The organism is [Enterobacter] lignolyticus SCF1 (assembly GCF_000164865.1).
In the GTDB taxonomy this organism is placed as follows: domain Bacteria; phylum Pseudomonadota; class Gammaproteobacteria; order Enterobacterales; family Enterobacteriaceae; genus Enterobacter_B; species Enterobacter_B lignolyticus.
This window is the reverse complement of sequence record NC_014618.1, coordinates 102,645-115,144: the sequence shown is the minus strand read 5'-3', so window position 1 is coordinate 115,144 and position 12,500 is coordinate 102,645. Positions and strand designations below refer to the sequence as shown.

Here is a 12,500-nt window from a genome sequence, read left to right as displayed (position 1 = left end):
CTATTCTCCAAAAATCAAATTAGCTCGAGCTTCGTATAGGGTATTGGCGCCTCGTCAGGCTGCTACAGCCCGGTTTGACGGTTCTTAGTGAACTCGTGCAGCCAGGCCCAAATGCCAAACCCGAGATTCTCAAAGGTGGCGTAGTATACGCTGACTCGGCGGTGTGCTCAAGTCCCGAACAGACAAAGATCCCCATGGATCGCTAAATCCAGCCATGCTCCGCAAAAGAAAAGGATTCTCCGCGGCCGATAACGAAGTGGTCGACGACGCGTATCTCCATGAACTGACAGCATTTTATCACTTTATCCGTGACCATTCTGTCTGACCTGCTGGGCGCTGCGCTGCCGGACGGATGATTATGCGCGAGGATCAGCGCCGCCGCATTCGCTTTAATGGCTTCCCGCACGATTTCACGCGGGTGCACCTCGACGTGGCTGAGGGTCCCCGCGAACATCCGGGTGTGCTTCAGCACCCGGTTCTGGTTGTCGAGAAAGATCACCATGAAGATCTCGCGCTCTTCTTGCGCCAGCTGGCTTTGCAAAAACTCCCGCGTGGCGTCAGAGCTATCAAGCGAACGCTCCACGATAACCCGCACGCTGAAAAAACGGCGGGCCAGTTCGGCAATGCCCTTGAGCTGCGCATACTTGGCGATACCGATACCCTCAACCCGCATCAGCTCTTTTTCAGGGGCGGAGAGCAGAGAGTACAGCGAACCAAACCGGTGCAGCAGGTCGCAGGCGTAGCTCATAACGTCGCGATGGCGGGTGCCGATACGCAAAAACAGCGCCAGCAGTTCCGCATCGGTTAACGACTCAATTCCATCCCGCTGCATTTTTTCACGCGGCAGCAGCGGCGTCTCGCTCTCCATGTCACCCCCTCCCATCCTGCTTACCGCCATGCTGCCACAGGCCGGTTCCCTTCACGAGCGCGTAATATCGCGCTTGCGTAGCGCCTCGCAAAGGGACGCCGCCTTTCCAGCACGACACGCCATGGATTGTGATAAAATGCCCGCATTCTGATGTTCGCCAACAGGAAAGAATCATGATGAGCCTGGCCGGTAAAAAAATCGTTCTCGGCGTCAGCGGCGGTATCGCTGCCTACAAAACGCCGGATCTGGTGCGCCGTCTGCGCGAGCGCGGCGCCGACGTACGCGTTGCCATGACGGAGGCGGCGAAAGCCTTCATTACCCCGCTGAGCCTGCAGGCGGTCTCCGGCTACCCGGTTTCCGACAGCCTGCTCGACCCGGCGGCTGAAGCGGCAATGGGCCACATTGAGCTGGGGAAATGGGCCGATCTGGTGATTCTGGCCCCCGCCACCGCCGACCTTATCGCCCGCGTCGCCGCCGGGATGGCCAACGATCTGGTCTCGACTATCTGCCTCGCCACGCCGTCGCCGGTCGCCGTCGTACCGGCGATGAATCAGCAGATGTACCGCGCCGCGGCAACCCAGCAGAACCTGCAGACCCTGGCCTCCCGCGGTTTACTCGTCTGGGGTCCGGACAGCGGCAGCCAGGCCTGCGGCGATATTGGTCCGGGGCGCATGCTGGATCCCCTGACTATCGTCGACATGGCCGCGACGCACTTTTCGCCTGTCAACGATCTGCAACATCTCAATATCATGATTACCGCGGGTCCGACCCGCGAGCCGCTGGACCCGGTGCGCTACATCACCAACCACAGCTCCGGCAAAATGGGCTTTGCGATTGCCGCCGCCGCCGCGCGTCGCGGCGCGAATGTGATGCTGGTCAGCGGCCCGGTGTCGCTGCCGACGCCGGCGTTCGTCCAGCGCGTGGACGTCACCACCGCCCTGGAAATGGAGGCGGCCGTGCAGGCGCATGCCCGGCAGCAGCATATTTTCATCGGCTGCGCCGCGGTGGCGGACTACCGCGCCGCCAGCATCGCGGATGAAAAAATCAAAAAGCAAGGCGATGAATTAACACTAAAAATGGTGAAAAATCCGGATATCGTCGCCGGCGTTGCGGCGCTGAAAACCCATCGTCCGTTTGTCGTAGGGTTTGCCGCAGAAACGAATAATGTGGAAGAATATGCGCGGCAAAAACGTGCCCGCAAGAACCTTGACCTGATCTGTGCAAACGACGTATCTCAGGATAATCAAGGCTTTAACAGCGATAACAATGCACTGCATCTTTTCTGGCAGGATGGAGATAAAGTCTTACCGCTTGCGCGAAAGGAACTCCTGGGCCAACTACTTTTGGACGAGATCGTTACCCGCTATGATGAAAAAAATCGACGTTAAGATTCTGGACCCGCGCGTCGGCGAGCAATTCCCGCTGCCGACTTACGCCACCTCCGGCTCCGCCGGACTTGACCTGCGAGCCTGTCTTGATGACGCCGTAGAGCTGGCGCCGGGCGCAACCACCCTGCTGCCTACCGGCCTGGCGATTCACATCGCCGATCCGTCGCTGGCGGCGGTGATTCTTCCGCGCTCCGGCCTTGGCCATAAGCACGGCGTGGTGCTGGGCAACCTGGTCGGCCTTATCGACTCCGATTACCAGGGACAGCTGATGGTCTCCGTCTGGAACCGCGGTCAGCAAAGCTTCACCATCGAACCGGGCGAACGCATTGCGCAAATGGTGTTCGTTCCCGTCGTTCAGGCAGAATTTAATCTGGTGGCGGATTTCGACGTTACCGACCGTGGCGAAGGCGGCTTCGGCCACTCCGGGCGTCAGTAACACCACGCATCCCACTACGCACAAATGCAATAACATCACCGCAAACCCCGGTTTGCGGTCGTAATGTGGATGCTCGCCTGACGAGCGTTTATTTTCAGGGGTATTTTAGAACATGGCAGAAAAACAAACGGCGAGAAGGAACCGTCGCGAAGAAATACTTCAGTCTCTGGCGCTGATGCTTGAATCCAGCGATGGCAGTCAACGCATCACCACCGCGAAGCTGGCGGCCTCTGTCGGCGTCTCTGAAGCGGCGCTGTACCGCCATTTTCCGAGCAAAACCCGGATGTTCGATAGCCTCATTGAGTTTATCGAGGACAGCCTGATTACCCGCATTAACCTGATTCTGAAAGATGAGAAAGACACCAGCGCGCGCCTGCGCCTGATTGTGCTGCTGATCCTCGGTTTCGGCGAACGCAACCCTGGCCTCACGCGTATCCTCACCGGTCATGCGCTGATGTTCGAACAGGACCGGCTGCAGGGACGTATCAACCAGCTTTTTGAGCGCATTGAAGCGCAGCTGCGCCAGGTGCTGCGCGAAAAGAAGATGCGTGAAGGCGAAGGCTACAGCGTTGATGAAACGCTGCTGGCAAGCCAGCTTCTGGCGTTTTGCGAAGGGATGCTGTCGCGCTTTGTGCGCAGCGAATTCAAATACCGCCCGACGGACGATTTCGACGCCCGCTGGCCGCTGGTATACGCCCAGCTACAGTAATGCTCCTGCCGGATGGCGGCTTCGCGTTATCCGGCCTGCAGAGTACGCAGGCCCGGTAAGCGCAGCGCCACCGGGCAAATCGCTTAAACGCCGAACGCTTCCCGATAGGCACGCACCGCGGCCAGATGTTCCGCCATCTCCGGCTTCTCTTCCAGATATGCAATCAGCTCTTTCAGCGTCACAATCGAGATAACCTTACAGCCGTAGTCGCGCTCCACTTCCTGAATCGCGGAGATTTCGCCGCGGCCGCGCTCCTGCCTGTCGAGCGAAATCAACACCCCGGCAAGCGTTGCGCCGTTGGCCTGAATGATTTCCATCGATTCGCGAATCGCGGTACCCGCCGTGATAACGTCATCCACCAGCATCACGCGGCCTTCCAGCGCGCTACCGACCAGGTTGCCGCCTTCGCCGTGGGTTTTCGCTTCTTTGCGGTTAAAGCAGTACGGCACATCGCGATCGTGATGCTCCGCCAGCGCCACCGCGGTGGTGGTGGCAATCGGAATCCCTTTATACGCCGGGCCAAACAGCAGATCGAAATCAATGCCGGAATCCACCAGCGCTTCGGCGTAGAAACGGCCTAACAGTGCCAGATCGCGCCCGGTATTAAACAGCCCGGCGTTGAAGAAATAGGGGCTCTTGCGCCCGGATTTCAGCGTAAACTCGCCAAACTTAAGTACCTGCTTGTTAAGCGCAAACTCAATAAACTGGCGCTGATACGGTTTCATGGATTCGCTCCTCATCTTACTTTTCTACGGACAAAAAAAAGGCGACTAACGAGTCGCCTTTAAAATCAATTTTCTAACGCCGCTTTCTGCGTCGCTACAATGGATTCGATTCCCCCTCGGGCTAGCGCCAGCAAGGTGAGAAGCTCTTCGTGGGTGAACGGCTCGCCCTCCGCCGTCCCCTGTACTTCAATGATGCGGCCGTCTTCGGTCATCACCACGTTCATGTCGGTTTCCGCGGCAGAGTCTTCAACGTACTCCAGGTCGCACAGCGCTTCGCCGTCGACAATACCGACGGAGACCGCCGCGACCATACCCTTCATCGGGTTGGTTTTGAGCTTGCCGGCCGCCACCAGGTTATTCAGCGCATCGGCCAGCGCAACGCAGGCGCCGGTAATGGATGCGGTGCGGGTGCCGCCATCGGCCTGAATGACGTCGCAGTCCAGGGTAATGGTGAACTCGCCGAGGGTTTTCAGATCCACGGCAGCGCGCAGCGCGCGGGCGATCAGACGCTGGATTTCCATAGTGCGCCCGCCCTGCTTGCCCTTCGCCGCTTCGCGAGCGTTACGGGTATGGGTCGCGCGCGGTAGCATGCCGTACTCTGCGGTGATCCAGCCCTGCCCCTGGCCTTTAAGGAAGCGCGGTACGCCCTCTTCGATAGAGGCGGTGCACAGCACTTTGGTGTCGCCAAATTCAACAAGCACGGAGCCTTCAGCGTGTTTTGTGTAGTTACGGGTCAGGGTTACGGGACGCACCTGATGAGCGCTACGGCCTGCTGGACGCATGATAATTTCTCCGGCTTGAAACGAATGTGGCTGCGCATTATACGGATAAAGGCCGCTTATTCCTATCCTGAGAAGCCCTTGAAAGCTATAATCCCCCCATCTCTCTTTTAAAAACAGGAACGTCTATGATCCGCAGTATGACCGCCTACGCCCGGCGTGAAATCAAGGGTGAATGGGGCAGTGCCGCGTGGGAGCTGCGCTCGGTAAACCAGCGATATCTCGAAACCTATTTTCGCATGCCGGAGCAGTTCCGTAGTCTGGAGCCTGTCGTACGCGAGCGCCTGCGCACGCGCCTTACCCGCGGAAAAGTGGAATGCACCCTGCGCTTTGAGCAGGACCCGGGTTCGCAGGGCGAGCTCATCCTCAATGAAAAGCTGGCCAAACAGCTGGTGAATGCCGCCAACTGGGTCAAAATGCAGAGCGACGAAGGGGAAATCGACCCGGTCGATATCCTGCGCTGGCCGGGCGTGATGGCGGCGCAAGAGCAGGATCTTGATGCGATTACCGCCGAAATCCTGACCGCGCTGGACGGCGCGCTGGATGATTTCATCGTCGCGCGCGAAACCGAAGGCCAGGCGCTGAAGGCGCTTATCGAGCAGCGCCTCGACGGCGTCAGCGAAGAGGTGCGTAAAGTCCGCGCGCACATGCCGGAAATTCTGCAATGGCAGCGCGACCGCCTGGTGGCGAAGCTCGAAGAAGCGCAGGTTCAGCTGGAAAATAACCGTCTTGAGCAGGAGCTGGTGATGATGGCTCAGCGCATTGACGTCGCTGAAGAGCTGGACCGTCTGGAAGCGCACGTGAAGGAAACCTGGAATATCCTGAAGAAGAAAGAGGCCGTCGGCCGCCGTCTCGACTTTATGATGCAGGAATTCAACCGCGAGTCGAACACCCTGGCGTCCAAATCCATCAATACCGAAGTGACCAATTCCGCCATCGAGCTGAAGGTGTTGATTGAGCAGATGCGCGAGCAGATTCAGAATATCGAGTAACGTCCCCGGAGCCCGCCACGGCGGGCTTTATTCATGATGCACCCCCCACCTTAATAAGATTACCCCCGCAACGCCGTTCAGCATGAAAATTACTAAGTTAAAATTGCAAAACTCGCGAATAGCATTACGCGCGACATCCGCTGACAATGGCTGATAAAACGAATAAAAAGTCACACATAACACATTAGAATTAATTATCTGAAAAGGCTCACGTGAGAAAATCTCAATCGTGATCTATCGCACAAATCGCTAATCTGCCGCCATCATTCCTGGGGGCAATTATGCTGCTACATATTCTCTATCTGATTGGTATCACCGCCGAGGCGATGACGGGCGCACTGGCCGCCGGACGTCGCCGGATGGATACCTTTGGCGTCATTATTATCGCTACCGCCACGGCGCTTGGCGGCGGCTCCGTGCGCGATATCCTGCTCGGGCACTATCCGCTGGGCTGGGTCAAAAACCCCGAATACGTCATCATCGTAGCGACCGCCGCCGTGCTGACGACCATCGTCGCCCCCGTCATGCCGCACCTGCGTCGTCTGTTTCTGGCTCTCGACGCGCTGGGGCTGATCGTTTTCTCTATCATCGGCGCGCAAATTGCGCTGGATATGGGCGAAGGCCCGGTCATTGCGACCATTGCCGCCGTAGTCACCGGCGTCTTCGGCGGCGTCCTGCGCGATATGTTCTGCAAACGTATTCCGCTGGTGTTCCAGAAAGAGCTCTACGCCGGGATTTCCTTCGCTGCGGCGGTGCTCTATATCGCGCTCCAGCACTATGTATCCAGCCACGACGTAGTGGTTATCTCCACGCTGCTGTTTGGCTTTACTGCGCGCATGCTGGCGCTGCGCCTGAAGCTTGGCCTGCCGGTATTTCACTACAAACACAGCGCGCACTGATCTTAAAACCCGGGGATGCGCAGCCCGGCTAACCACCCGGCCAGCGCCTCCACCTGCGGATGGTGGAGCCAACTTACGATTTGCCGCGCCTTCTCCTCCCCCATCCCTGGCAGCGTCCGCCAGTCAGCCTCGCTGCGCTGGCGCATCGCCTGCCATGAGCGATCCCCGGCGGCCTTTAATGCCGCCTGCGCCAGCGGCGCGCCCATCGCCACTATCCAGCGTATGAACGGCTGCTCCCGCGCCAGGTTGAAACGGTGCCATAAGGTTAACCCGCGCGCGGGAGACAGCCCCGGCGTCGCCTGTAACTGCGCCGGCGTTAGCTGCAGCCATGAAAAAAGGTGTTCGAAATGGTGCGCCTGATACAAAATCTGCCAGCCCGCATTGCCTACACCTTCGATATCCAGCGCCTGCCTTGAGCTTAGCCAGACAAGACGGGCGATGAATTGCGCCATGCATTCAGGAGAGGCGTACAGGCAGGTCAGCGCGTTGTAACGGGGAACCGGCGGCGACGGTTTCTGTCTGTCCACCCCGCGCCACACCACGCCGTCGACCCTCGGGATGCCCTGTCCCGCAAGGCTTACCAGAATTTGATCGCCCGGCGCGATATCCAGCGCCCGCCAGCGCGCAACGCTCCCGAGGCTCACGCGCTGTACCCGCTTATCGTCGAGCACGACGGGTTCAAGCGCCGCGATAACCGCCACCTTCCCCGTACGCCCAACGGCGAAGCGGATGGTTTTCACTTGCGCCACCTGGCTTGCCGGGGCGTATTTCCACGCCACTACCCAGCCGCCCTCGCCGGGCAGCCACCGCTCGCCCGCCGGTTCCTGCGCCGCGCGAATGATAATACCGTCCGTCGCAAACGGCAGCGGCGCGCTAAACCACGCGGCCCGACGTTGCTCGACATCGCCGATTGTGTTCACCGGCAGCGTCCAGTCGGCCGTTAAGCGAAAACCTGCCGCCGCTAGCGCGGCAAGGCGTTCCGGCATCGTCTGCGGCCCGTCCGGCCATTCCCAGATAAAGAGGCCGAGATGCGCCAGCGCGTCGCCATCGCTCTGACGCATCATCGCCCCCGCCGCCTTAGCGCGGGCATTCATGCCGCCCATACGCTGCTGGATATGGTTGTCCTGCCGCCAGAAAATCTCACCCTGCAGCACGCTGTTCGCCAGCGGCCCCTGCGTCTGCTGCGGTATCGCGGCAATGACCCGCGCTTTTGCCGTCCAGTCTTCGCCCTTCAGCCCATCGCCGCGGCTGATGGCCCGCACCAGGCGGCCCTGCCGATAGACGAGCGTGACCGCCACGCCGTCCACTTTAGGCTGAACCCACAGCCCCTGACGCGTACGCATCCATTGCTCAAGCGCCGCTTTGCTCGCCATCTTACGTACGCCGGTATGGGCAACCGGGTGTTTCACGGCGCCGCCGATGGCGGGCGCCTCCTCCGCAGTCCGCTCCTGGCTAAAGCAGCGCTGCCACTGCTTCAGGCGCGCGCTGAGCTGGTCATACACCTCGTCGCTCACCGCGCTGGCCCCCTCGCGCCAGTACGCCTCGCTCCAGCGCGTCAGCTGCGCGTTCAGCGCCGCCATCTCCTGCTCCGCTTTCGCGGGTGCCCAGACGGGGCACACCGCCAGCGCGTAACCGCACCACATCATCATTAACCCACAAGTCCATCGCCACATCGCCGCCCCTCCCTGTTTTACCGCAGGTATACCCTGGCGCGCGCCAGCGGCGCGAACGGTAATCTCACGGTTCACGAGGCAGCTTCAGAACATTGTTTTTGTTGCAGCAACTCGCCGGTAAATCGGGAAAACAGTACGCAAAACCCAACAATCCGGCGGAAAAAGTGTGACAAAGGCTACGTCACAGTGCGGCGACGTGTATAATAGGCTCGTATGTAGACTTTCCTTCGAACTCACATACACAAGACTCTCATGGCTCAAGGCACGCTTTATATTGTTTCTGCCCCAAGTGGCGCGGGTAAATCCAGCCTTATTCAGGCACTGTTGAAAACCCAACCGTTGTACGATACGCAGGTTTCTGTTTCACACACCACGCGGGCGCCGCGTCCTGGTGAAGTGCACGGTGAACACTATTTCTTTGTTAATCATGACGAATTCAGAACGATGATTGGCAGAGACGCTTTCCTTGAGCATGCGGAAGTTTTTGGCAATTTCTACGGCACTTCTCGTGAAACTATCGAGCAGGTGCTGAAAACCGGCGTCGACGTGTTTCTCGACATCGACTGGCAGGGCGCACAGCAAATCCGGGAAAAAATGCCGGACGCGCGCAGCATCTTTATTCTGCCGCCGTCGAAAGACGAACTGGATCGCCGCCTGCGCGGCCGCGGCCAGGACAGCGAAGACGTTATCGCCAAACGCATGGCGCAGGCGGTTGCAGAAATGAGCCACTACGCCGAATATGATTACCTGATTGTGAATGATGATTTTGATACCGCCCTGGGCGATTTGAAAACCATCATCCGCGCTGAACGTCTGCGCATGAGCCGCCAAAAGCAGCGACATGACGCTTTAATCAGCAAACTATTGGCAGACTGAACCCACATTCAGTATCATGCCCAGTCATTTCTTCACCTGTGGAGCTTTTTAATTATGGCACGCGTAACTGTTCAGGACGCTGTAGAGAAAATTGGTAACCGTTTTGACCTGGTACTGGTCGCCGCGCGTCGCGCTCGTCAGATGCAGGTAGGCGGCAAGGATCCGCTGGTACCGGAAGAAAACGATAAAACCACCGTTATCGCGCTGCGCGAAATCGAAGAAGGTCTGATCAACAACCAGATCCTCGACGTACGCGAGCGCCAGGAGCAGCAAGAGCAGGAAGCCGCAGAACTGCAGGCCGTAACCGCCATTGCTGAAGGTCGTCGTTAATTAACCCTGCGGGTCGCCCTTGTATCTGTTTGAAAGCCTGAATCAGCTGATTCAAACCTACCTGCCGCCAGACCAGATCAAGCGTCTGCAGCAGGCGTATCTCGTTGCACGTGACGCTCACGAGGGGCAAACACGTTCAAGCGGTGAACCCTATATCACGCATCCGGTAGCGGTGGCCTGTATTCTGGCCGAGATGAAGCTCGACTATGAAACGCTGATGGCCGCGCTGCTGCATGACGTGATTGAAGATACCCCCGCCACCTACCAGGACATGGAACAGCTGTTTGGCAAAAGCGTTGCCGAACTGGTGGAAGGGGTATCCAAACTTGATAAGCTCAAGTTCCGCGATAAGAAAGAGGCGCAGGCCGAAAACTTTCGCAAGATGATTATGGCGATGGTGCAGGATATCCGCGTCATTCTCATCAAACTCGCCGACCGCACCCACAATATGCGCACGCTGGGCTCATTACGCCCGGATAAGCGCCGCCGCATCGCCCGCGAAACGCTGGAAATTTACAGCCCGCTGGCGCACCGCTTAGGTATTCACCACATTAAAACCGAGCTCGAAGAGCTGGGCTTTGAAGCGCTGTATCCTAACCGCTACCGCGTCATCAAAGAGGTGGTTAAAGCGGCCCGCGGCAACCGTAAAGAGATGATTCAAAAGATCCTCTCCGAAATCGAGGGGCGTTTGCAGGAAGCGGGAATTCCGTGCCGCGTCAGCGGTCGCGAAAAGCATCTGTACTCGATCTACTGCAAAATGGTGCTTAAAGAGCAGCGTTTTCACTCGATCATGGATATTTACGCCTTTCGCGTGATCGTCCACGACGTCGATACCTGCTATCGCGTGCTCGGCCAGATGCACAGCCTGTACAAGCCGCGTCCCGGCCGCGTCAAAGACTACATCGCCATTCCGAAAGCGAACGGCTACCAGTCGCTGCACACCTCAATGATTGGTCCGCACGGCGTGCCGGTAGAAGTCCAGATCCGGACCGAAGACATGGACATGATGGCGGAGATGGGCGTTGCCGCCCACTGGGCCTACAAGCAGAACGGCGAAAGCAGCACTACCGCGCAAATCCGCGCGCAGCGCTGGATGCAAAGCCTGCTGGAGCTGCAGCAGAGCGCCGGCAGCTCGTTCGAATTTATCGAGAGCGTTAAATCCGATCTTTTCCCGGATGAGATTTACGTTTTCACCCCAGAAGGCCGCATCGTCGAACTGCCTGCTGGCGCCACGCCGGTGGATTTCGCCTATGCGGTACATACCGATATCGGCCATGCCTGCGTCGGCGCCCGCGTCGACCGCCAGCCGTATCCGCTGTCGCAGTCGCTTTCCAGCGGCCAGACGGTAGAAATTATTACCGCGCCGGGCGCCCGCCCGAACGCCGCCTGGCTGAACTTTGTCGTGAGCTCCAAAGCGCGCGCCCGAATTCGCCAGATGCTGAAAAACCTCAAGCGTGACGATTCGGTCAGCCTTGGCCGTCGCCTGCTGAACCACGCGCTCGGCGGCAGCCGTAAGCTTGCCGAGATCCCGCCGGAAAACATCCAGCGTGAGCTTGAGCGGATGAAGCTCGCCGCCCTTGACGACCTGCTGGCCGAAATCGGGCTTGGCAACGCCATGAGCGTGGTGGTCGCGAAAAACCTGCAGCAGGGCGAGACTACCGCGCCGTCAACCAACGCGACGAGCCATGGGCATTTGCCTATCAAGGGCGCCGACGGCGTGCTCATCACCTTCGCGAAGTGCTGCCGCCCGATTCCTGGCGATCCGATCATCGCTCACGTCAGCCCCGGCAAAGGGCTGGTTATCCACCACGAGTCCTGTCGCAACATTCGCGGCTACCAGAAAGAGCCGGAAAAATTCATGGCCGTGGAGTGGGATAAAGAGACGGAGCAGGAATTTATCACCGAGATCAAGGTGGATATGTTCAACCACCAGGGGGCGCTGGCGAACCTTACCGCTGCGATCAATACCGCCTCTTCCAACATTCAGAGTCTGAATACGGAAGAGAAAGATGGCCGCGTGTACAGCGCCTTTATTCGTCTGACCGCCCGCGACCGTGTGCATCTGGCGAACATCATGCGCAAAATTCGCGTCATGCCGGATGTGATTAAAGTCACCCGTAACCGAAATTAGTTTTATGAATTCACAGCGTTATGCGCGTATCCGTGAGATGCTCGCCAGGCGTCAGCCTGACCTGACGGTCTGCATGGAGCAGGTCCATAAACCCCATAACGTCTCGGCGATCGTACGTACCGCCGATGCCGTCGGCGTCCACGAAGTGCACGCCGTGTGGCCGGGCAACCGCATGCGCACGATGGCCTCTACCGCCGCGGGCAGCAACAGCTGGGTGTCGGTGAAAACCCACCGCACCATCGGCGACGCCGTAGCACAGCTGAAAGGCCGCGGCATGCAGATCCTCGCCACGCATCTTTCTGACAGCGCCGTCGATTTTCGCGAGATAGACTACACCCGCCCGACCTGCATCCTGATGGGGCAGGAGAAAACCGGTATCACCGAAGAAGCGCTGGCGCTGGCTGACCAGGACATCATCATCCCGATGATCGGCATGGTGCAGTCGCTGAACGTCTCCGTCGCCTCCGCGCTTATCCTCTACGAGGCGCAGCGCCAGCGGCAAAATGCCGGCATGTACCTGCGCGAAAACAGCACGCTGCCGCAGGAAGAGCAGCAGCGTTTGCTGTTTGAAGGCGGCTATCCGGTGCTGGCGAAAGTGGCGAAACGCAAAGGCCTTCCCTACCCGCACGTCAACGACAGCGGCGAAATCGACGCTGATGCCGCGTGGTGGGCGACCATGCAGGCGGCAGGTTAA

The 12,500-nt window shown here is 58.8% G+C and carries 13 protein-coding genes; 9 read left to right on the top strand and 4 right to left on the bottom strand.

The annotated features are described in order from the left end of the window. Positions 1-202 precede the first annotated feature (202 nt). Positions 203-868, bottom strand: a complete 666-nt coding sequence (gene radC / locus ENTCL_RS00555; protein ID WP_013364169.1) for a RadC family protein — start codon at positions 866-868, stop codon at positions 203-205. Between the two features lie 176 nt (positions 869-1,044). Between radC and coaBC the strand changes: the two genes are divergently transcribed. From coaBC to slmA, 3 genes are all read left to right on the top strand, one after another. After that, complete coding sequence (gene coaBC, locus ENTCL_RS00550) at positions 1,045-2,256, top strand: bifunctional phosphopantothenoylcysteine decarboxylase/phosphopantothenate--cysteine ligase CoaBC (protein WP_157865571.1); 1,212 nt, start codon at positions 1,045-1,047, stop codon at positions 2,254-2,256. Next, positions 2,234-2,692, top strand: coding sequence for a dUTP diphosphatase (gene dut, locus ENTCL_RS00545; RefSeq protein ID WP_013364167.1), 459 nt, complete (start codon positions 2,234-2,236; stop codon positions 2,690-2,692). The genes coaBC and dut overlap by 23 nt, the downstream gene beginning before the upstream one ends. 112 nt (positions 2,693-2,804) lie before the next feature. Next, positions 2,805-3,401, top strand: a complete 597-nt coding sequence (gene slmA / locus ENTCL_RS00540; RefSeq protein WP_013364166.1) for a nucleoid occlusion factor SlmA — start codon at positions 2,805-2,807, stop codon at positions 3,399-3,401. Positions 3,402-3,484: 83 nt separating this feature from the next. Here the strand turns inward: slmA and pyrE are convergent, their stop codons facing one another. Both pyrE and rph read right to left on the bottom strand, forming a co-directional pair. Beyond that, positions 3,485-4,126, bottom strand: a complete 642-nt coding sequence (pyrE, locus tag ENTCL_RS00535) for an orotate phosphoribosyltransferase (protein ID WP_013364165.1) — start codon at positions 4,124-4,126, stop codon at positions 3,485-3,487. Between the two features lie 65 nt (positions 4,127-4,191). Continuing rightward, entirely contained in the window at positions 4,192-4,908 is a 717-nt protein-coding gene (gene rph, locus ENTCL_RS00530) for a ribonuclease PH (protein ID WP_013364164.1), read from the bottom strand. 125 nt (positions 4,909-5,033) lie between these two features. Here rph and ENTCL_RS00525 point away from each other — a divergent pair, with 125 nt between their 5' ends. Then, positions 5,034-5,897 (top strand): YicC/YloC family endoribonuclease, encoded by an 864-nt coding sequence (locus ENTCL_RS00525; RefSeq protein WP_013364163.1) that lies wholly within the window; start codon positions 5,034-5,036, stop codon positions 5,895-5,897. Positions 5,898-6,178: 281 nt separating this feature from the next. Then, positions 6,179-6,796: a trimeric intracellular cation channel family protein gene (locus ENTCL_RS00520; RefSeq protein WP_013364162.1), complete on the top strand. Its 618-nt coding sequence runs from the start codon at positions 6,179-6,181 to the stop codon at positions 6,794-6,796. A 2-nt stretch (positions 6,797-6,798) separates the two neighbouring features. On the opposite strand, the gene ligB is transcribed toward ENTCL_RS00520, so the two are convergent. After that, the gene (gene ligB / locus ENTCL_RS00515; RefSeq protein WP_013364161.1) at positions 6,799-8,469 is read right to left on the bottom strand and encodes an NAD-dependent DNA ligase LigB; all 1,671 of its coding nucleotides are present in this window, start codon (positions 8,467-8,469) and stop codon (positions 6,799-6,801) included. Between the two features lie 252 nt (positions 8,470-8,721). On the opposite strand from ligB, the gene gmk reads away from it, so the two are divergent. The 4 genes from gmk to trmH are packed head-to-tail and all read left to right on the top strand — an operon-like array spanning position 8,722 to position 12,500. After that, the gene (gmk, locus tag ENTCL_RS00510; RefSeq protein ID WP_013364160.1) at positions 8,722-9,345 is read left to right on the top strand and encodes a guanylate kinase; all 624 of its coding nucleotides are present in this window, start codon (positions 8,722-8,724) and stop codon (positions 9,343-9,345) included. 54 nt (positions 9,346-9,399) lie between these two features. Beyond that, complete coding sequence (gene rpoZ / locus ENTCL_RS00505; RefSeq protein ID WP_000135058.1) at positions 9,400-9,675, top strand: DNA-directed RNA polymerase subunit omega; 276 nt, start codon at positions 9,400-9,402, stop codon at positions 9,673-9,675. A gap of 19 nt (positions 9,676-9,694) precedes the next feature. Further along, positions 9,695-11,806 carry a bifunctional GTP diphosphokinase/guanosine-3',5'-bis pyrophosphate 3'-pyrophosphohydrolase gene (spoT, locus tag ENTCL_RS00500; RefSeq protein ID WP_013364159.1) on the top strand — a complete coding sequence of 704 codons (2,112 nt, stop codon included), beginning with the start codon at positions 9,695-9,697 and terminating at the stop codon, positions 11,804-11,806. A 4-nt stretch (positions 11,807-11,810) separates the two neighbouring features. Beyond that, a complete protein-coding gene (gene trmH / locus ENTCL_RS23870) occupies positions 11,811-12,500 on the top strand; it encodes a tRNA (guanosine(18)-2'-O)-methyltransferase TrmH (protein ID WP_013364158.1) in 690 nt (229 codons plus the stop codon).

Coding starts and splice junctions, on each gene's coding strand:
- radC (WP_013364169.1), bottom strand. CDS start 868: ATGGAGAGCGAGACGCCGCTGCTGCCGCGTGAAAAAATGCAGCGGGAT.
- coaBC (WP_157865571.1), top strand. CDS start 1,045: ATGAGCCTGGCCGGTAAAAAAATCGTTCTCGGCGTCAGCGGCGGTATC.
- dut (WP_013364167.1), top strand. CDS start 2,234: ATGATGAAAAAAATCGACGTTAAGATTCTGGACCCGCGCGTCGGCGAG.
- slmA (WP_013364166.1), top strand. CDS start 2,805: ATGGCAGAAAAACAAACGGCGAGAAGGAACCGTCGCGAAGAAATACTT.
- pyrE (WP_013364165.1), bottom strand. CDS start 4,126: ATGAAACCGTATCAGCGCCAGTTTATTGAGTTTGCGCTTAACAAGCAG.
- rph (WP_013364164.1), bottom strand. CDS start 4,908: ATGCGTCCAGCAGGCCGTAGCGCTCATCAGGTGCGTCCCGTAACCCTG.
- ENTCL_RS00525 (WP_013364163.1), top strand. CDS start 5,034: ATGATCCGCAGTATGACCGCCTACGCCCGGCGTGAAATCAAGGGTGAA.
- ENTCL_RS00520 (WP_013364162.1), top strand. CDS start 6,179: ATGCTGCTACATATTCTCTATCTGATTGGTATCACCGCCGAGGCGATG.
- ligB (WP_013364161.1), bottom strand. CDS start 8,469: ATGTGGCGATGGACTTGTGGGTTAATGATGATGTGGTGCGGTTACGCG.
- gmk (WP_013364160.1), top strand. CDS start 8,722: ATGGCTCAAGGCACGCTTTATATTGTTTCTGCCCCAAGTGGCGCGGGT.
- rpoZ (WP_000135058.1), top strand. CDS start 9,400: ATGGCACGCGTAACTGTTCAGGACGCTGTAGAGAAAATTGGTAACCGT.
- trmH (WP_013364158.1), top strand. CDS start 11,811: ATGAATTCACAGCGTTATGCGCGTATCCGTGAGATGCTCGCCAGGCGT.